This is a genomic window from Mycobacterium paraseoulense (genome assembly GCF_010731655.1).
GTDB classification, from domain to species: domain Bacteria; phylum Actinomycetota; class Actinomycetes; order Mycobacteriales; family Mycobacteriaceae; genus Mycobacterium; species Mycobacterium paraseoulense.
Genome location: NZ_AP022619.1, coordinates 1,547,409 through 1,566,698, shown reverse-complemented (window position 1 = coordinate 1,566,698; position 19,290 = coordinate 1,547,409). Strand labels below are relative to the sequence as shown.

The 19,290-nt window shown below is 62.6% G+C and carries 17 protein-coding genes; 10 read left to right on the top strand and 7 right to left on the bottom strand.

All coding sequences use genetic code 11. The features are described from left to right. Nucleotides 1–211 precede the first annotated feature (211 nt). The 4 genes from G6N51_RS07045 to G6N51_RS07030 form a co-directional block, all read right to left on the bottom strand. Nucleotides 212–1,642, bottom strand: coding sequence for a class I adenylate-forming enzyme family protein (locus tag G6N51_RS07045; RefSeq protein WP_264055000.1), 1,431 nt, complete (start codon nucleotides 1,640–1,642; stop codon nucleotides 212–214). Between the two features lie 458 nt (nucleotides 1,643–2,100). Beyond that, nucleotides 2,101–2,916 carry an SDR family NAD(P)-dependent oxidoreductase gene (locus G6N51_RS07040; protein WP_083172013.1) on the bottom strand — a complete coding sequence of 272 codons (816 nt, stop codon included), beginning with the start codon at nucleotides 2,914–2,916 and terminating at the stop codon, nucleotides 2,101–2,103. Between the two features lie 445 nt (nucleotides 2,917–3,361). Then, nucleotides 3,362–4,024, bottom strand: coding sequence for an isochorismatase family protein (locus tag G6N51_RS07035; RefSeq protein WP_083172014.1), 663 nt, complete (start codon nucleotides 4,022–4,024; stop codon nucleotides 3,362–3,364). 342 nt (nucleotides 4,025–4,366) lie between these two features. Continuing rightward, nucleotides 4,367–4,816, bottom strand: a complete 450-nt coding sequence (locus tag G6N51_RS07030; protein ID WP_083172091.1) for a Zn-ribbon domain-containing OB-fold protein — start codon at nucleotides 4,814–4,816, stop codon at nucleotides 4,367–4,369. Nucleotides 4,817–4,885: 69 nt separating this feature from the next. On the opposite strand from G6N51_RS07030, the gene G6N51_RS29085 reads away from it, so the two are divergent. Beyond that, on the top strand, nucleotides 4,886–5,089 hold the full coding sequence (locus G6N51_RS29085) for a maleylpyruvate isomerase N-terminal domain-containing protein (protein WP_232078233.1): 204 nt from the start codon (nucleotides 4,886–4,888) through the stop codon (nucleotides 5,087–5,089). Between the two features lie 579 nt (nucleotides 5,090–5,668). Here G6N51_RS29085 and G6N51_RS07020 read toward each other — a convergent pair. The 3 genes from G6N51_RS07020 to G6N51_RS07010 all read right to left on the bottom strand — a co-directional run bounded on the left by G6N51_RS07020 (nucleotide 5,669) and on the right by G6N51_RS07010 (nucleotide 7,684). Beyond that, nucleotides 5,669–6,310 carry a CAP domain-containing protein gene (locus tag G6N51_RS07020; protein WP_083172015.1) on the bottom strand — a complete coding sequence of 214 codons (642 nt, stop codon included), beginning with the start codon at nucleotides 6,308–6,310 and terminating at the stop codon, nucleotides 5,669–5,671. 331 nt (nucleotides 6,311–6,641) lie between these two features. Next, nucleotides 6,642–6,974, bottom strand: coding sequence for a lipoprotein LpqH (locus tag G6N51_RS07015; RefSeq protein ID WP_142274959.1), 333 nt, complete (start codon nucleotides 6,972–6,974; stop codon nucleotides 6,642–6,644). Nucleotides 6,975–7,054: 80 nt separating this feature from the next. Next, nucleotides 7,055–7,684, bottom strand: a complete 630-nt coding sequence (locus G6N51_RS07010) for a TetR/AcrR family transcriptional regulator (RefSeq protein WP_232078232.1) — start codon at nucleotides 7,682–7,684, stop codon at nucleotides 7,055–7,057. Between the two features lie 1,262 nt (nucleotides 7,685–8,946). Here G6N51_RS07010 and G6N51_RS07005 point away from each other — a divergent pair. Genes G6N51_RS07005 through G6N51_RS06965 form a run of 9 tightly spaced genes read left to right on the top strand, consistent with a single transcriptional unit; the run spans nucleotide 8,947 to nucleotide 19,258 of the window. Then, nucleotides 8,947–9,783, top strand: coding sequence for an MlaE family ABC transporter permease (locus G6N51_RS07005; RefSeq protein WP_083172017.1), 837 nt, complete (start codon nucleotides 8,947–8,949; stop codon nucleotides 9,781–9,783). Continuing rightward, nucleotides 9,780–10,634: an ABC transporter permease gene (locus G6N51_RS07000; RefSeq protein WP_083172018.1), complete on the top strand. Its 855-nt coding sequence runs from the start codon at nucleotides 9,780–9,782 to the stop codon at nucleotides 10,632–10,634. Before G6N51_RS07005 ends, G6N51_RS07000 begins: the two co-directional genes overlap by 4 nt. A 5-nt stretch (nucleotides 10,635–10,639) precedes the next feature. Next, complete coding sequence (locus tag G6N51_RS06995; protein ID WP_083172019.1) at nucleotides 10,640–12,127, top strand: MCE family protein; 1,488 nt, start codon at nucleotides 10,640–10,642, stop codon at nucleotides 12,125–12,127. A 32-nt stretch (nucleotides 12,128–12,159) separates the two neighbouring features. After that, entirely contained in the window at nucleotides 12,160–13,188 is a 1,029-nt protein-coding gene (locus G6N51_RS06990; RefSeq protein ID WP_083172020.1) for an MCE family protein, read from the top strand. Beyond that, nucleotides 13,185–14,597: an MCE family protein gene (locus tag G6N51_RS06985; protein ID WP_083172093.1), complete on the top strand. Its 1,413-nt coding sequence runs from the start codon at nucleotides 13,185–13,187 to the stop codon at nucleotides 14,595–14,597. The genes G6N51_RS06990 and G6N51_RS06985 overlap by 4 nt, the downstream gene beginning before the upstream one ends. Beyond that, nucleotides 14,594–15,934: an MCE family protein gene (locus G6N51_RS06980; RefSeq protein WP_142274960.1), complete on the top strand. Its 1,341-nt coding sequence runs from the start codon at nucleotides 14,594–14,596 to the stop codon at nucleotides 15,932–15,934. The genes G6N51_RS06985 and G6N51_RS06980 overlap by 4 nt, the downstream gene beginning before the upstream one ends. After that, on the top strand, nucleotides 15,931–17,082 hold the full coding sequence (locus tag G6N51_RS06975; RefSeq protein WP_083172021.1) for a virulence factor Mce family protein: 1,152 nt from the start codon (nucleotides 15,931–15,933) through the stop codon (nucleotides 17,080–17,082). The genes G6N51_RS06980 and G6N51_RS06975 overlap by 4 nt, the downstream gene beginning before the upstream one ends. Before the next feature lie 32 nt (nucleotides 17,083–17,114). Next, complete coding sequence (locus G6N51_RS06970; RefSeq protein ID WP_083172095.1) at nucleotides 17,115–18,554, top strand: MCE family protein; 1,440 nt, start codon at nucleotides 17,115–17,117, stop codon at nucleotides 18,552–18,554. Further along, nucleotides 18,518–19,258: an Mce protein gene (locus G6N51_RS06965; protein ID WP_083172096.1), complete on the top strand. Its 741-nt coding sequence runs from the start codon at nucleotides 18,518–18,520 to the stop codon at nucleotides 19,256–19,258. The genes G6N51_RS06970 and G6N51_RS06965 overlap by 37 nt, the downstream gene beginning before the upstream one ends. Nucleotides 19,259–19,290 lie beyond the last annotated feature (32 nt).

Sequence of the window (19,290 nt, the reverse complement as noted above, 5' to 3'; positions counted from 1 at the left end):
GCGCTGGACCCGTCAGGTGCTGGCGTATCGAGTTCTCGATTGCGGTGCTAAACGCCGAGGAGTCCGCAGAGCAGCGTTCGCCGAGCCCGATGCACCCATGTCCACTTTTGGTCCGTCGTGCTCACCGCGCTCGCCGCGCGGTGTTGTCGAGTCCGCCTCCTTGATCGGCATGACATCGCTGCTGCTGCCAGCGTCGAAATGCTGAGATTGATCAATGAGCCCGCCCTCCCGTTTCTGATGCCTCCAGATGAGCGTCTCTGAGGCGGCATCGCAGCAGCTTGCCGGCGGTGCTGAGGGGCAGTTCGCTGATGATGTGCCAATATGCCGGCACCTTGAAGCCGGCCATGCGTGGGCGCGACCAGGCATACAGCTCCTCGGCGCTAGGGGGATCGTCGATGTCGCAGGGGACGATAAATGCCGCGATCGTCTCGCCGAGCCGATCATCGGGTACACCGACCACTCCAACGACCTTCACCTTCGGGTGTGTGCCGATCACGTTCTCCACTTCCAGAGGGTAGACGTTCTCACCTCCTCGGACGATCTTGTCGTGTTGTCGGCCGCGCAGTCGCAGATATCCTTCGGAATCGATCTCGCCGAGATCGCCGGTGTGGAGCCAGCCATCGGGTGCGGTAATCACAAGGTGCGCAGCCGAAGCCAGGACTTCTCCAGTGCCGCTACCGTCGGGCGCGTGGATGCGCAGCTGTAGACCAGGCACCGCGCGGCCAACCGATGTCAGTAATTGAGGTCGCGCAACTGCTCGGCGGTGGTCCTCGGCATTCAGACAAGTGATCGGGCTTCCTTCCGTTTGGCCGAACAGGTTGATCAAGTCCACGTTGGGCATGAGGTCAATGAGCCGGCGCACGGTCTGGGGTCGCATCGGAGCGGCGCCGTAAACAAGCGTGCTGAGGGGGACCCTGTCCAGGACGCCCCAGCCGAGCAACATCTCGATCATGGTGGGCACTAGCAACGCATGGGTGACACCAACCTTCGATAGCGCACACCACCAATCCGCGCTGAACCTCGTAGTGGATGCCGCGGCTCCGCCGGCTGTCAACGCCGCCAATAGGTTTCCCACTCCGCCGATATGGTGAATCGGAGAGCCCGTCGCAAAAGTCGTTGTAGGTCCAAAACCGATCAGTTGCTCGAGGAGGAGCGCGCGGCCGAGCATAACCGAATCTGTCATCGCGACAGATTTCGGCACGCCCGTCGTTCCTGCCGTGTGCAGGACGAAGGCGGCGTTGTGAATTGCGGTGGGTAACGCGCTAGCCGACAGCTCAAAAGTCGGCACCGTGACAACACGCACACCGCTGCGCCGCTGCACCTCGGAGGCAATGTCGCCAAAGGCCGGTTCGGCCAGGAGAATTGGCGAGCCAGTGCCGACCACCATGCAAGACACCTCGTCTATGGCGAGTCTGGGCCCGATAGGCGCCAGTGGCCGGTCGGTCGACGCCCCTCCCAACAGCAGGGCTATCGTGTCGGCGCTTGTGGTGACCAGGGCCGGAACCGCCGCACCCGCCGGCGTGTTCAGCCCAACGAGGAATTCTGCGGCGCTCACCGCCTTGCCGATCAACTGGGCCCCGGTGACTGCACCGGTCGAGTCGTGGAAGGCGGGCCGGTGATTGCCGTGATGTGCTTCGTGAATTCGCGAGATCCACGAAGACGTGCTGTCGGCTAAGTTGAGGGGGGATATGATTTGCTCCTACATGCTCGAAGCCACGTCTGCTCCAACCGCTTTGACCACTCTGTACTGCGTGGTGTTGATCGGGTTCTCAGCGTCATTGATGAATCGCGGTACCAACGGTTCGACCGTCGGTATGCGATGCTCAGTCCCATCGCCGGGCCAGCCCACGAGATCTTGGCCTTCATGTCGCCGCCCTCATATACCTCTGGGTCGCGGACGCCTAAAAACGCGCGGCATCAATGACATTCGCACCCCGATCGATGATCCGTACAAATTCGCGTGACACCGGGTTGCCTGCAACCCGCCCCGTGGTGCGCAACGGGCGGAAGGTGCGTCGGTTCCACGCTCGTCAGGCATCGGACTGTGAAAGGCGGTAAGCGCCGATCGATGTGCGGCCAGCATTGACCTCATCAGGGGAGTCAACGAAAGTCCGTCCCCCCGTCCACATTGAGATCGGCACCAGTGGTGAAAGTATTGCGTCGAGAACCTAGGACCGTGATCATTGTGGCGATTTCATCGGGATCCCCTGGCCGTTTGAGGTTTCCGAGCGCGTCGCCGAACATCTCTTCGAGAACCATTCCGGCATCGACGGCGGCGTCGATATCTAGGCTTCGAGCGCGGATCTCCCTTTCGACGAACGCATGGATCTGAGTGGTGAGAAAGGTACCGGGTGAAACCGTATTCACCAGTATCCCCTCGGGGGCCAGAGTCATTGACAGATTCTTGGTCAGACTCGTCAGTGCGGCTTTGCCGGCGGTGTAGGCAATCAGCCTCGGCGATTGCCGTTGAACCGAATGCGCCGACAGGTTGACGATGCGTCCCCAATCCGCTTTGCGCAGGAGTGGCAATGCGGCGCGGCATGTACGCACCACACCCATGACCATGAGATCGAAAGCTCTGAACCACGTCGAATCGTCCAGATCATCGAAAACACCAGTGATCTCGGCGCCTGGTCCGACGGTGTTTACCAAAACATTGACCTCTGCCCATCGCGATCCAATCTTGTCGAACGCGGCGGTGATGCTTTCCGGATCAGTTAGATCCGTGACGATCCCCAGCGCATCCGGGCAGCCGGCGCGTGTCAGTGCGGCGGCTGTGTCGTCAAGGGCTGACCGTCGGCGGGCGAGCACCGCCACTCGTGCCCCTTCTCTTGCAAAGCATTCGGCGGTCGCCTTGCCCATGCCTTCAGTACCACCGGTGATGACCACGGCGGAGCCCGCCAGTCCAAGGTCCATTCCCAGGCCTCCAATTCGACGGATTGACGCGGACCGCCGGTCATGGAGGTCCCCTTACATCTGGGATGCGTGCTGCAATTTCCCCGAAGCTTCGCACCGTACTGCTCCCTTCGCGATCCAGTTGCCAAGTGTCGACGCGGGTAATAACAGCCAGCGCCGCGGAAGAAATTCGCGTGGCGGCAGACAACGGCGGGTACCGGTCCTCCCGTGATCAGTTGGAGCTCGTCACCGACGGTGATTGCGCGGTCCGGTGCGGTCCGGCAAGCTGCCACCCTCCCTTGATCGGGGCGCCGACTGGGGCCTGGAGCGCGGGTTGGCCAGGGGCGTGTGCCATCCAACGCCGTAGCAACCTTGCTTGTCCTGATAGTTCCACAACCGGTAGCACCTGTGAATGAACCGTCCAGGCCGTGACCTTGCAGTGTCATCATTTGACTTCTCACGGCTCTCAGGTCGACCGGTTGATAGTGGCGGAAGCGGTTCTGGCCCAGCCTCGTTCGAGGTTCTGCAGTGAAATCACCGACGCTAACATAGCGATCGTGTATTGGAGTACCTGCACGCCGTATTCGGCCGGCGTCCCCACGACGGCGTCCCGGACCACAACGACATGGAATCCCTCTTCCGCTGCGTGCGCGACACTGACCGGAATCGCGACGTTCAGCGATACTCCGGCAAAAATGATGCTCTCAATGGCGTTGCCGCGCAGAATCTTCAGCAACTCGGTGTTCAGCGTCGCCGAGAATCCGTGGTGTCTCGGCACAATGAGGTCACCGGTTGCCAACAGCCCCTTGACGATCTGGGTCTGGTGATGGTCGGCGCTCCAGTCTGCCGTGGCCTGCGCGGTCGTGCGCATCAGTGGGGTCGACTCCGCGGCGCCCCCAAGAGCGCCGACATACGGGGCGTGTACGACGAGAGCGCCGGCAAGTCGCGCTATCCTCAACAGCTCGGCTATCGAGTCGATCACCGGTGATGCTTCCGCGGCAAGTGCCGGCAATATCGATGTGGATCCGACCACACCGTTCTGGCATTCGATGCACACCACGGCTGTGGTGGACGGATCAGGCGGCGCTGGCTGCGGCGACATCGCTCGCTCTCGAGATGCCTTGCTCATATCCAACTCGCTCCACGGGCCGCCGCGGCGCGGAATTCGCTCTCGCGCAACGACGAAGAGGATTCTACGGTCGCCGACCGCAGTCGAACCGGTTGCCGGCGGTGACAGGTCGTCATGACAGTCGCGTGGCGCTGGAAGTCATTTGAGCATGCCCGCCGAAATGCATCACTGCGGAGTGCAGGGATGCGTTGCTGCACAAATTGCCATATAACTGTCATCTTGTTGTGATCGGTCGTGTCGCCGAGTGCACCCGCATGCGCGCCACACGTCGATTGGCTACGAGCGCCGGGGGTTCGACGCATCGATTCGCTTGTGAGCGATCCCAAGGCAGTGGCACAGAAATCAACTCGACCGGGGCCGGAATAGCGGGAGCCAGACGCGGCTGTTCTCCTCGCCCGTCACGTCTATCCAGTCCTCGAAGAAGACCTCGACTTGCAGGCCGACGTGGATGTCGGCGGGCGTTACGTCGACCACGTTGGTGATGAGACGCACGTCCGGCTCGTCTTCGAGTTCCACCATGGCGACGATGTACGGCGGATCCAAACCGGGAATCCAGGGTTGACGGTTCACCGTGTACGCGGCCACGGTGGCTCGTCCGGACACCGGCTGTGGACCAACGTCGGTGCTGCGGCAGCGCCAGCAGGCCGGTCCCGGCGGGTGAAAGAAGCGCCCACACGCACCACATCGGCTGATCATCAGCTGACCGCATTCCCCGCCGGTCCAGAAGGCGTGCGATTCGACTGAGGGATTGGGGGCCAGCCGAAAATCGGGCCTGTGGTAGACGGAATCGATCGACACAACTTAAACCATAAACTATATATTGGTTTACGGTGGTGCACTGGATCTGTAACGTGATCAGCGGTGCCGGACACGGAGATCGATGAAGCGCTGGATCAAGCTGAGCGGTTGTGGGTCGATACTCTTTCGGCAGTGGCCCCGGGCGATCTTGACAAGCCCAGCGGATGCGATGGATGGACGATTGCCGACGTTGTCAATCACGTTGCAGGAGGGGGACATCGTTACGTGATGCTGCTTCAGGTGAGGACGCGGCTGCGACAGCTTTGACCAGAAACAATGACTACATTGGGACCTATGCGGCCGCCCAGTTCTGGCATTACGAATGGATGATGCGCAAGACTGCCGCCGTTGTTGACCTTGGCGCGACGGTTGACCATCGAGCGGGCCCCCGGTCGGGAATGACGCTGCTGAAGATGCTCGTCTATTGCACACCAAGGATTTGTGCGACGGACTCGGAAGCCGATGGGAACCGCCCGGCGATCTTGCGTCGTAACTCTTGGAGGAGAAGCTGCGTCGACGATTGAGGAGCTTCGGTCGAAAATCTGTTCGGGCCAGCCAGGACCGCTCGATCTGCTGCAGCCGCCGACCGGTTGCTCGCGCTGGCTGGACGTCGCTGAGAGGCGTTGTCAACGCACCGGATCGGTGAGTCTTCAGCCGACCCCGCCCCGATCGTTTCAGGCTTCACCACCGGCGGTTCGGGTGTGACGTCGACGGACCGATCGAGCAGCTTGCCACGTGCCGAAATGGCAGATCCTGCGAAGGCCCCGGTGCCATTGACACGCGGACTCGTCAGGTGCAAAAGCTCAAACCGGCTCTATCGGTCCTCGAAAACGTTGCGGTGCTCACCTATTGCGCTGGATAGCCAGGCGGCGGATACACTCCCCGCAGGATCCAGGGCAACCAGTCGATGCCGAATTCAAGTTCGTCGCTGGCATCGTAGTCCGGGCTGGGATCGGGTGGAACGTTCCCCGTTGGGCATGCCGCCTGCGCCGGCCGGCCGTAGACGGCCACCACAACGGTGCGATCCGGACTGTTTTCCGACCACACGCCGATTTGGCAATTGCCGCAGTTGGACATGATCGCCGTATAGGCGGGGTTGTAGTACCACCGGTTGATCAAATCATTACCGCTGATTGCAATGGATTGGTTGATCGCCACCGTTTCTGCCGCCTGGCCCTGGTAGCCGGCTGCGTTGGCGCGGTCCTGTGGGGTGGACCCGTCGGAGCCGATGTCGGCGTCGAGGCTTCGGTTGTTCAGCACGTCTCTTGTATGCCGTTGGGCGGCGAGTTGCAGCTGCGGGTTGGGCCTAACGTCGTTGGTGCATCCAGCGTGATGTTGGATGGTATAGACGTTGGCAATGACGCCGTCGTTGAGTCGTTTGTTGTTTGGTATGAGTGTGTTGTTGTCGTTATCCGCATGTGCGGCGGGCCCCAGCACGGTGCAGGCGGCAACGACCAACGCAGCCACGGTAAGCGGCCGATATTGCATGCGTAATGACCTCCTTGTCAGCCGCCGGCTGGGCGGTAGTGGGCAGCGGCGCGTCGCCGGTCGAGTGCGGCCCTGGTAATCGCATAGTCACACTCGACGGCGTCGAGGCGGCGCGCGGCTGCGGTCGCCACAGCCAATGTCACTGCGGCGCGGGATCGTTCGATATCGTCTGCGACCGCCGGTAGAGCATGCCGGACCGACCCTAGGCAGGGTAGCCGCCGTATTGACGCGAACCACCCTGTCATCGGAGTGCATCCAACTGAATATCGGCCCGGCGTTTTAGCAATCTTGATCCACTCCGTCTCACGGGGCGACAAATTAGTGAGATATTTTACACTTTAACTCCGATGGGGCCAAGAGGAACCTTGGCGGCCGTGAAGGCGACGTTCGAAACGGGCTGATCAGGTGGCGGGTAACAGGCGACCTGGATCGTGAACTTGCCTGTTGCCCTTTGGCCGGGGTTTTCGGTGTCGAACCCTGCGGCCCAGCCGCGGATCGTGAACGTCTGACCGTGCACGGCGGCAGTGAATTCGCTCAACAAGCAGAGGTGGCGGCTGAGCGAAACAGCGCTATCCACATATCGGGCGGTAGCCCGGCCAAGGATGAATCCCGCATGAGCGTAGCCGCTTTCGGCTCGGCGCAGCCGCACGAAGAGTTTCGTCATCGGTCCTAGCGCCGGCGGCAGGATGTCAGCCGGCACCAGGGACAAGGCCCCACGCATGTGAATTGATGTCGCAGATCGGGCTAAGGCCGCGGACTCAACGAGGCGATCAGAAGGTTTCGCAGCACACCCTCGTTACCCCCGTCAGCAGTCGTGGCGGGTTCACCGACGAGGCTGAAATTGACCCGGACAATCCAGCGTGCCAAGGTGTCGGCCGGAAGATCTCGACGAATTGCGCCGGCGGCTGCAGCGACTTCCAGTCGACGCACGAGCGCGTCGGCGAGTGTGGCCCGCCACAACTCGGAGCCTTCGGCAGCATGGTAGGCAGCCCCGACGGCTTGGTGGTCCTCGACCAGCGACCGCAGGATCGGTGAGCTCCGGGCGACTTCGATGCCACGAAGGCATGCAACGACCAGCTGATCCAGAAATGGCTCATCAGTCTGCCAGCACTTTTCAACGGCGGCCGCAGTGGCAGCAAGCACCCGCAGAAAGGACGCCGCTAACAGTGCGTCCTTGCTCGGGAAGTAGTAGTAGACCGTCGACCGGTGCACATGCGCACGCCGGGCAATATCGCCCATACGGGTGTGCACGGGCCCCTTCTCCGCGTAACAAGCATCGGCTGCGGCCAGCAACCGTTCGCGTGCTTCGTCCTCATCGGCGGGGGAGTCGGCGGCCCACGAACTCACCCGGTGTTGGTTTGGCTGAGCGGCCACAACAGCAGAGTATGGCCTGCCAGCCACGCCAGCGACCCGACGACCCCACAAGCCCGCACCATCGACATTGGATCCGAACGGGTTAACTGGGCAGCAACCGTCGAGTACAACCGTAAGCCACTGCGGTCCACCGCTCGACTCATGCGAACAGACCGCTCAGCAACGCGTTAAAGCCACGAGTCAATTAACTCGATATATAGATATATGTTTAGCCGAATGAGGGTGCGTTAGCGACTGCTTTCGTTCGCATGTTTTGCGTCGACCCTCGGTGCCGTAAAGCCGAGTCGGGCTGACCGGCTACCTGTTGGCGGCGACCGTCTGCCAAGCGGGATGTTGGCCAGTAGTTGACACGGTTTATTGATTTGGCGTGGCGCTTGCAGGCGTCGGGGCCGCACCGGCCGACATTAGATTCGCTCGCTTGGCGCCACCGATAAGCGCTGGTCCTGGCGCCGGCAGCGCGTTTACATAGGTCAGTTGCCGCCGACTCGCTACCGGATCCGCGGCCTGCCTGGCCCGTCCGGTCGTACCCGTACGGGCGCTGCCTGATCGGCTCGCTGGATGCAAGGCGGCGCCATGCGCCATCACTGGTTTGCGTGATTTCTGTTGTGAATTCCTTATCGCCGTTGCCTATATGCGGATGTCAAAGAAAAGCTATAGATGTGCTCATCATGCCACATGAAATTTATTGTCCTCCGGTGTGCTGGTAATCACTGCCGTCAGCTCCCGGGAGATCGATTCCGCAAATGAGGAAAGTTTTGACTACCATTGAGAATGGATGGATTATTAAGGGATATAACTGACCTCAGCAAATGATTGAATATGACAGTGGGGTTTCATCGTGGTCACACGCCGCTCCAATCCAGCCGCCCAGAACAGGGTTGGACTAGAACCAGCCCCGTGCTGCCACAGGGATTGTGACAGGTCGACACGCTCTCGCGGGAGCTGTGGACCTCCAGGCGGGACGGGCGGTGGGAGGCCCAACCGGTGGATGATTGCGACAATCGGACCAATTTTGTCGGACGTTGCAGCAAATATATGGTAGTTGCACAGATGTCGCATGATCGCCAAGAGATTTTCTGCGAGATCTCGAATATCGCGGCCGAAAGAGCATATGTTGCTTTTCGTGAAGATCGTGGTGTACGGTCCCTGTGCTGCCCATCACACCAAGGTAAGACGGCGGATTGTCTTTAACCGCTGCAGGGAGGATTCATAGGTCTAATGACAACTGCGACCAGCTCCGGAGAGGCGCGCTAGTGGTTGCGATGGACGTCGAACCTGCTCCGGTCCCCACGAGCGCGCCGCCGCCTACTTTGGCCTCCCCAGGTGGCGCTCGTCCGACGTCGGGCGCTTACCAGAAGCCCCTGCGCGAGGTGGGCGCCTTTTTCGCATTGTCGCTCGACATCCTGATGCAGACGGTGCGCCCGCCGTTTGCCTGGCGAGAGTTCATCCACCAGACCTGGTTTGTGGCTCGGGTCTCGATCTTCCCGGCCATCTTCTTGGCGGTCCCGCTCAGCGCGCTGCCGATATTCATCATCAACGTCTTGCTGGTCGAGATCGGGGGCGCCGATGCATCCGGCACCGGCGCCGCGCTAGCTAGCGTCGTCTACATCGGGCCCATCGCGGCGGTGCTCGTAGTCGCCGGTACCGGCGCCACAGCAATGTGCGCCGATCTGGGTGCTCGCACGATCCGCGAAGAACTTGACGCCATGCGCGTGATGGGAATCGACCCGATCCAGCGACTGCTGGTGCCCCGGGTACTGGCGCTCGGGCTCAACGGGATGTTACTGAACTCGATCATCACCACCGTCGGCTTGGTTACCGACTATTTTTTCTCGGTCTACTTCCAAAATGTCAATCCTGGTGCCTTCGCGGCGAGCCTCACGTTGCTCGTCGGACTTACAGAAACGGTCATAGCCTTCGCCAAAGCGATGCTGTTCGGTCTGGTGGCTGGCCTCATCGCGTGTTACAAGGGCGTGACCGTTGGCGGCGGTCCCCAAGGCGTCGGCAACGCAGTAAACGAAACCGTGGTGTACACGTTCATGGCGTTGTTTGTGATTAACGTGGTGCTGACCGCGATCACGACGAAGGCGACAATGTGAGCGCCGCGCCAGCCGCCGCACGGGCGCCACGGCTGACCAACCGCGTGCGCGGCTTTGTCGACGGGTGGAATCGGATTGGAAGCCAGACCGCGTTCTACGTCAGGGCCTTGGGCTCGACGTGGGAAGCAGTGGTCCGCTACAAAGTTGAGACGCTGCGCCTGATCGCCAGCATGAGTCTTGGCGTCGGGGCGCTGGCCATTATCGGCGGCACGGTGGTCATCGTCACGACGTTAACGATGAGCGTCGGTGGACTTGTCGGCATCCAGCTGTTCCGATCGTTGTCTGATGTCGGTGTGCAGGCGTTGAGCGGCTTCGCGTCGGCCTTCATCAACACGCGTATCGGATCGCCGCTCATCTCCGACGTCGGCCTGGCGGCAACCATCGGCGCCGGTGCCACCGCGCAGTTGGGCGCGATGCGGATCAATGAAGAGATCGACGCGCTGGAGGTGATGGGCATTCGAACCATCAGCTACCTGGTCTCCACCCGGGTGGTTGCCGGTGTGCTGGTTGTGGTTCCGCTGTGGTGTATGGCGTCGCTGGCGGCATATTTTGCGACCTGGAGCCTCATCGTCTTCGGTTACGGGCAGGCGCCAGGTGTCTACGAGCACTACTTCCACACGTACCTGCAGCCACTCGACTTGATTTGGTCATTGCTGCAAGTCATCGCCTCGGGAACAGCGGTAATGCTGGTGCACACCTATTACGGATTCAATGCCACGGGCGGACCTGCCGGCGTCGGTGAGGCGGTCGGTCGTGCGGTGCGCGCTTCGCTGGTCGTGGCGACGGCGGTGACGCTGGCGGTCGCGCTCGCCGCCTACGGGGCATCGGGCAACTTCCACCTGTCCGGGTAGCGATCATGCCAACGAAACGCCGCGAAGCGGGCCTGCACCCGGCAATCTGGACCTTTATCCTCCTCGGCTTGATCGTCGGATCGACCGTGCTGACGATAGCGGCGTTTCACAGAGACCTCAGGCCGTACGCCCAGGTGACCCTGGCGTCGGACCGTGCTGGTCTGATGATGGACCCCGGCGCGGCGGTCAAGTTGCGTGGTGTGCAGGTCGGCCGGGTCGCGTCGATTGAGCCGGGCAATCCGGTGAAGCTTCGACTGGAACTGTACCCAGAGCAGCTCAAGTACATCCCGGCCAACGTCGGGGCTAAGATCACCGCCACCACGGCATTCGGCGCCAAGTACGTTGACCTGTTTGCTCCCCCGAATCCGAGCCCGAAACGGTTGTCGGCCGGAGCGGTAGTCAAATCGGACAACGTCAGCGTCGAAGTCAACACGGTCTTCCAGAACCTCGTCGGGGTGCTGAACCAAATCGACGTACCCAAATTGAACGCGGTGCTCACCGCGGTGGCCGACGGATTTCGCGGCAACGGCGAAGCTATCGGCGAGGCCACCACGGACGCCAACGAGGTATTGATGGCTATCAATCCCCGCAGCGAGACGATCCGAGCCGACTACCGCGCTCTCCAAGGATTCAGCGACACCTACAGCGCAGCGGCGCACGACATCGTGGCGGTGCTGGACGCCGCCAGCACGACAAGCGCCACGATCACCAACCAGGCCAAGCAAATTGACTCGTTGCTGCTCAACGTCAGCGGGATTTCCCGGGCTGGCGTCAACTTGATCGGCCCGAATAAGGACAACTTGGTGCACGGCTTCAATCTGCTCGAGTCCACCACGCGTCTGCTGATGAAATACAACCCTGAACTGACGTGCACGATCGTCGGCGCCAAAGCCGTGCTCGACGAGTACGGCTTCACCGACGCGGCCGGCGGAGCCAACGGATATTCGGTGATCTTGGACGCCGGTCTGCTCTTCGGGGACGACACCTACCGATACCCCGACAACCTCCCAATCACCGGCGCGAAGGGTGGCCCGGGCGGCCAGCCCGGCTGTGGATCGTTGCCCGACGTCGCCAAGAACTGGCCGCAGCGCTACCTGGTCACCAACACCGGGTACGGCACCGGGCTGGACATTCGGCCCAACCCCGGCATCGGTTTCCCCGGGTATGTCGACTACTTCCCCGTGACCCGCGGAATACCGCTGCCCCCCAGCATTCGTCACCCAGGGGGACCGGCGCCCGGCCCGGTCCCTGGAACGGCCGGATACCAGGGCCCTGGACCCTACGGTGCCCCGCAGTACGCCCCGGACGGAACGCCGCTCTATCCGGGTTTGCCGCCAGCGCCACCGGCGGGCAGGCCGCAAGAGCCCGGCCCTCCGCCGCCGGGGTCGGAACCGTTCGTGCCGCCGGTGCCATCCGGACCTCAGGCAACCTGCGGTGTCCTCAACCAAGTGTGCGCACCGGTGCTAGCGCCACCCGACGTCCCAGGTCCCTGACCGCCGCCCCAACGCGACAGAGAAAGGCAGAGATGCGAGAGAATTTGGTAGGCGCTCTATGGCGCCTCGCCATCTACCTGGTCGTATGCCTGCTCGGCGCGTTTGTCCTGATCGCCATTTTCGCCCAGTTGCGCTTCGAGCCCGAGAAAACTTATCGGGCCGTGTTCGCCAACGTGTCCGGCCTCGAGGGCGGAAACTTCGTCCGCGTGGCCGGTGTCGAGGTCGGCAAGGTCGAAAACATCACGGTCCAGCCAGACTCCACGGTGCTCGTTGAGTTCACCGCTGCCGATTCGGTGGTGCTCACCGAGGGCAGCAGGGCCGCGATCCGCTTCGCAGACCTAATCGGCGGCAGATATATGGCGCTCGAAGAAGGGGCCGGAAGTGTCAAACGGCTTCATCCAGGTGAGACTATCCCATTGGCGCAGACGGAGCCGGCGCTCGATCTCGATGCGCTGATCGGCGGCTTCCGGCCGCTGTTCCGGGCGCTCAACCCAGAACAGGTCAACAAGCTGACCGGTCAGTTGATCGCCGCATTCCAGGGCCAGGGCGGCACCATCGGCTCGTTTCTCACCGAGGCCGCCGCCCTGACCAACACCCTGGCCGACCGCGACCAGCTGATCGGTCAAGTCATCACCAATCTCAACACCCTGCTCGGTTCACTGAGCGGCCAAAGCAAACAGTTTGCCAAGGCGGTCGACTCCCTGGCCGAACTCGTGGACGGCCTCAAAGCCCGCAAACAAGACATCAGCAACGGGGTGGCATACGCCAACGCCGCTGCCGGATCGATCGCCGATCTCCTCGCGCAGGCCCGCCCACCGCTGCGAAAGGTGGTCAATGAGACGGATCGAACTGCGGCGACCGTGCTGGCCGATCACGACTACTTCGACAACTACCTCAATACCTGGCCCGACGCGATGCAGGTACTCAACAGGCAGGGCATGTACGGAGACTTTTTCAGCTTCTACATCTGCGACCTCTTCCTCAAGCTCAACGGAAAGGGCGGCCAGCCGATCTACGTCAAGATGGCCGCGCAGGCCAGCGGGAGGTGCACGCCGCGGTGAAACGCTTCTCTGAACGCAATCCACTTCTCATCGGCGCCGTGGGCCTCGGGGTCATCTTTGCTCTGATGTTGCTGGCACTGAACTACGACAAGTTGCCGTTTTTCGACCGGGGTAAGACCTATTCGGCATACTTCGCCGAGGCCGGCGGCCTGGTTCCCGGCGACCGCGTTCAGGTATCCGGTTTCCGGGTCGGGCAGGTGTCCAGCGTCGAGCTGGACGGACCGCGGGTCCTGGTCAAGTTCAGCGTCGCCGACAACGTGCGCCTCGGGGACCGCACCGAGGCCGCAATCAAATTGAGGACTGTGCTCGGAAGCAAACTCCTCGCCGTGACCTCGCGCGGAGAGGGGCAGCTGAGCGGGCCGATACCCCTCGACCGGACCACGCCCGCCTATCAACTGCCTGACGCCCTCGGGGATCTCGCCACAACGATTAGCGGGTTGAACACGCAGCAACTGTCCAACTCGCTCGCCGTACTGTCCGACACCTTCTCCAAAACCCCGCCTGACTTGAAGGCCGCAGTGCAAGGGGTAGCACGATTTTCCCAGACACTGGATGAGCGCGACACCCAGTTGCGAAACCTGTTGAGTAACGCCAGCAAAGCGACGAAGGTGCTGGCCGAACGCAGCGACGAAGTGGTCAAACTGGTCGCGGACACCAACACACTGCTGGTTCAACTGAAAAGCCAAAGCAGCGCCCTCGACCAGATCTCCAACAACCTTTCCGCAGTGGCCCAGCAAATCAAGGGTTTCATCGCAGAGCACCGCGAGACGTTGAAGCCGGCGTTGGACAAGCTCAACGGGGTATTGACAATTGTCGACAACCGCAAGGAGCGCGTACAGAAGGCGATCGTAGGTATAGACAGGTACGCCTTGGGGCTGGGTGAAGCCGTGGGATCGGGACCGTTCTTCAAGGCCTACCTCGCGAACCTGCCGCCCGGCCAATGGATGCAGCCGTTCATCGACGCGGCCTTCTCCGACCTCGGCCTCGACCCGGCAACCCTTCCCCCGAGCCAGCGGGCGGACCCACAGACCGGCCAACCCGGCACACCGCCGCTGCCGCTTCCGTATCCGCGGACCGGCCAGGGTGGCGAGCCTCGGCGGACCCTGCCGGACGCGATCACCGGAAACCCGAACGACCATCCGTGCGGTGTGCCGGGCGTGGCGTTGCCCGGCCCGGGCTGCTACCCCTATCGGCAGCCGCCGCCCGCTCCGCCACCTGGTGGGCCGCCGCCGGGACCGCCCGCTCTCGCAGGTCCAGGCGAGGGCCAGTCCGCCCCGCCGTCGTCCGTGCCGGTCGAGCAGCCCGCGCCCGGGCAAGTACCGCCGGTCCAGCCTCCGGTGCAAGCTGGTCCGGGACCGATCGACACTCCGCCGGGAACTCCGCAACAGACTGAAGGTGGTGGGCGATGAGTTCCCGTCATGCCAAGATCGGCTTGGCAATCGCCCTGGTGGTGTTGCTCGTCGGCGGCGTCCTCGCGGTGGTGCTGCCGGCTAGCGGTGTCGGCCGGACACATGTCACCGGTTACTTCGCGGACAGCACCGGCCTCTACAACGGCGACGACGTCGTTATCCTCGGCGTGCGCGTCGGCAAGGTGGAGAAGATCGAACCACAGCCTGATCGTGTCAAGATCACCTTCTGGTACGACGACAAGTACAAGGTGCCGGCCGACGCTAAAGCTGTGATCCTTTCGCCGTCGTTGGTGACACCGCGCTCCATCCAGTTGACGCCCGCCTACGCCGGCGGGCCGGTGCTGGCCAATCAGGCGGTGATCCCGCAGGACCGCACCGCGGTGCCGGTGGAATACGACGACTTTCGTGCGCAGCTCGAACGGTTGACCCAGACATTGCAACCCACCGAACCGGGTGGGACCAGCACCCTGGGGGAATTCATCAACACCGCAGCCGACAACCTGCGCGGCCAGGGCCCCGACATTCGTAACACCATCGTCAAACTGTCACAGGCGATTTCGGCGCTCGGCGACCACAGCAACGACCTATTCTCCACATTCAAAAACCTGTCGATCCTGGTGTCCGCACTGCACGACAGCAGCGATTTGCTGCGGCAACTGAACCAGAACCTCGCCGCGGTGACCAACCTGTTGGCCAACGACCCCAATGAGGTCGGAAACGCGGTCCGCAACCTCGACGACGTAGCCGACGACGTCCGCAGCTTTGTGGCCGACAACAAGGAAGCCCTCGGCACCGCCTCGGACAAGTTGGCGTCGGTGTCGCAGGCGGTGATCCAGAGCCTCGACGACATCAAGCAACTTCTGCATGTGGCCCCCAACGCCTTCGGGAACTTCCTGAACATCTACCAACCCGCACAGGGAGCCCTGACCGGCATCCTGGGGGTCAATCAATTCGCCAACATCATCCAGTTCCTGTGCGGGGCGGTGGAGGCGGCCTCGCGCCGCGGCGCCAAGGAATCGGCCAAGCTGTGTGTGCAGTATCTGGCGCCGATCATCAAAAACCGTCAGTACAACTTCCCGCCGCTGGGAGAAAACCTCTTCGTCGGCGCAACTGCGCGTCCCAACGAAGTCACCTACAGCGAGGACTGGCTGCGACCCGACTACGTTCCCCCGCCACCACCAGGGTCGCCGCCCGCGCCGGCAAACCCCGAGCCACCGGCCAACGGGCCGCCGGTGCCCGGCCCCCCGCCGCTGGCCGCGGAGGCGCCGGCGAAACCGCCGACCAATCCGGCCGCTGGCCTGCGCGGAATGATGGCACCGCCCGGAGCTGGACAATGAGCCGACCGCAGTATTTGTGCCGCGCAGCCATGGGGCTGCTGGCCGCGCTGGCGCTGACCGCGCTCTCCGGCTGCGGCTTCCACGGTGCCAACTCGTTTCGGCTGCCCGGAACCAAGGGTGGCGGTTACACGATTCAAGCCCAGATGCCCGATATCCAGAACCTGCAACGGAATTCCCGGGTACGGGTCAACGATGTCACCGTCGGCACCGTCACCAACATCGAGGTTCAGGGTTGGCACGCGCTGGTCACCATGACGATCGACGGTGACGTCGACCTGCCCGCCAACGCAACTGCCACGATCGGGCAGACCAGCCTGCTGGGATCGGTGCACCTCGAACTCGCGCCACCCACCGGCATCCCGCCGCAGGGCAAGCTCAAAAATGGATCGCTGATTGCGCTGCCATCGGCTAGCAGCTATCCGTCGACCGAACGCACGTTGGCCGCGCTGTCCCTCGTGCTTAACGGCGGTGGCCTGGGCCAGGTTCAGGACATCACCAAGGCATTGAGCACCGCCTTTACCGGTCGCGAACAGGACCTGAGAAGTCTGCTTACCCAGCTCGACAAATTTGTCCGCTATCTCAACGACCAAAAAGACGACATCATCGCGGCGACGGACAGCCTGAACAACCTGGTCGGTCAATTCGCCGACCAGAAGCCGGTGATCGACAAGGCGCTCAAGACCATCCCGGGCGCGTTGGGTGTGCTCAAAGACGAGCGCAACGCTCTGGCCGATGCGCTCGGTGATGTGAGCCAATTCGGTGCCCTTGCCGCCGACTCGGTCGACAAGACCAAAGAAAATCTGGTCAAGGAGCTCAAGGACCTCGGCCCGGTACTGCAGTCGCTGGCCGACGCGGGACCGGCGTTGACGCGCTCGCTGGGTTTTTTCGGAACCTTCCCGTTCCCCACGGCCACGCTCAGCAAATGGTTGCGCGGCGACTACGCGAACTTGACCGCGGTCTTCGACCTGACGCTCAGCCGACTCGACGCGGGCCTATTCACCGGCACCCGGTTCGAGTGCAACCTGACCGAGCTGGAGCTGCAGTGGGGCCGCACCATCGGCCAGATGCCCAGCCCGTGCACGGCGGGCAGCCAATACAACCCCGGCAACCCGCTGGTTGCGCCCTACCACTTCGACCAGGGGCGATAGCAGTGCTGACTCGGCGAATCAAAATCCAACTCATGGTTTTCGGCGCGCTCTTCATCGCGGCGGCCTCCATCATGTTTTTCAACTACATGCAGGTCCCGACCGTCTTTTTCGGGGCCAATCGCTACACGGTCACGCTCGAGCTACCCCAGGCCGGCGGCCTGTACCCGGGCGGCAACGTCACCTACCGGGGGGTCGATATCGGTCGGGTGCAGGACGTGCGGCTGACCAATACCGGCGTCGAGGCGGTGATGGCGCTGGATTCGGATGTCCACGTCCCCGCCGATCTGAGCGCCCAGGTCCACAGCGTATCGGCGGTCGGCGAGCAGTATGTCGAGCTGTTGCCACGCGATGCGAAAGGCCCCTCGCTGAAAAACGGCGACGTGATCCCTGTGAACCGCACGTACGTACCGCCCGACATCAACTCGCTGCTGGGCGCGACCAACCGCGGGCTGAATGCGATCCCGCGCGACAACGTCAAAACGGTGGTCGATGAGTCGTACATCGCTGTCGGTGGGCTGGGGCCGGAATTGTCCCGGCTGGTGAAGGGAACCACCACCCTGGCGATCGACGCCCGCAAGAACCTGGACGCGCTCGTCACGTTGATCGACCAGTCCAAGCCGGTGCTCGACAGCCAGACCCAGTCCTCGGATGCGATCCAGGCATGGGCCGCCCATCTGGCGACCATCACCTCGCAACTGCGCAAAAACGACTCCTCGGTCGCGGGCCTGATACAAAAAGGCGGGCCGGCAGCCGACGAAGCCCGGCAGTTGTTCGACCGGCTGAACCCCACGCTGCCGATCGTGCTGGCCAACCTGGTCAGTGTGGGCCAGGTGGGGGTCACCTATCGGGACAACCTTGAAGCCTTGTTGGTGCAACTGCCGCAAGGCGCCGCCGACATCCAGGCCATCGGCGTGGCCAACAAGGACACCAAACAGGCTTTCCACGCCCCGTACCTGAGCTTCAACCTGAACCTCAACTGGCCGCCGCCGTGCACCACGGGATTCCTGCCGGCCCAACAGCAGCGAGCCGGCAGCTACGAGGACTACCCGGACGTTCCCAAAGGCGACTTTTACTGCCGGGTGCCGCAAGACTCGATGCTGAATGTGCGCGGTGCGCGCAACATCCCGTGTGAGACACGGCCGGGAAAGCGCGCCCCGACCGTGAAATTGTGCGAAAGCGACGAAACCTACGTGCCCCTGAACGACGGGTGGAACTGGAAGGGCGATCCAAACGCGACATACACCGGGCAGGGTGTCCCCGACTACAGGCCGGGCGAGGAACCGCCCGGGCAGCAACGTCCACCGTCGCCACCCGGTCCGCCCCCGCCGCCGATCGCAGCCGTCCAATACGATCCAGCAACCGGCATGTATGTGGGGCCAGACGGACGAATGTACACCCAAGCCGACCTGGCCCCCCGTGCCACAAAGGAGCAAACATGGCAGAGCATGCTGATGCCTCCCAAGAGCAACTGAACAACACAGACCATCCGCATGCGCCGGCGGCGACGCCCGGACAGAGCGGCGACGATCCATCGCAAACGCCCAACGGGCTCGCAGCGCATGAGAACCACACCGCGGCGGCGCCCGACTCGGAGCCGAAGGCACAAGTGCAGGATGACGAAGCCGAGGAGTACGACGCCGCGGTTGACGGAGAGGCCGACGCAAAAGACGCTGCTGCGCCGGCCAAGAAAACAATGTCGCCGGTGCGGCTGGCAACGGTGCTGGGCATTGTCCTGGTTGTCGCATTGGGTGCGCTGGTCGGTTGGCTGGGATTTCGGGCGTATCAGTCGCATCAGGCCCAACAGCAGCGCGACGTGTTGGTTCAGGTCGGCCGGCAAGGCGCGCTGAATCTCACGACGATCGACTGGCAACACGCCGACGCCGATGTTCAACGCATCCTGGACTCGTCGACCGGCGCTTTCTACGACGACTTCTCCAATCGATCCAAACCCTTCCTCGAGGTGGTCAGAAAGGTGCAGTCGAAGTCGGTGGGAACCGTGAACGAGGCAGGTCTGGAGTCGCAATCGGGCAACGAAGCCCAGGTGCTGGTCGCAGTGTCGGTCAAGATCACCAATCTCGGTGCGGACGAACAGGAGCCGCGGCATTGGCGAATGCGAATAACCGTGCAAAAGCTCGGGAAAGAGGCGAAGGTCTCTAACGTCGCGTTCGTGCCATGACGAAGCACAGACAACCAAGCCCACGAACCAGA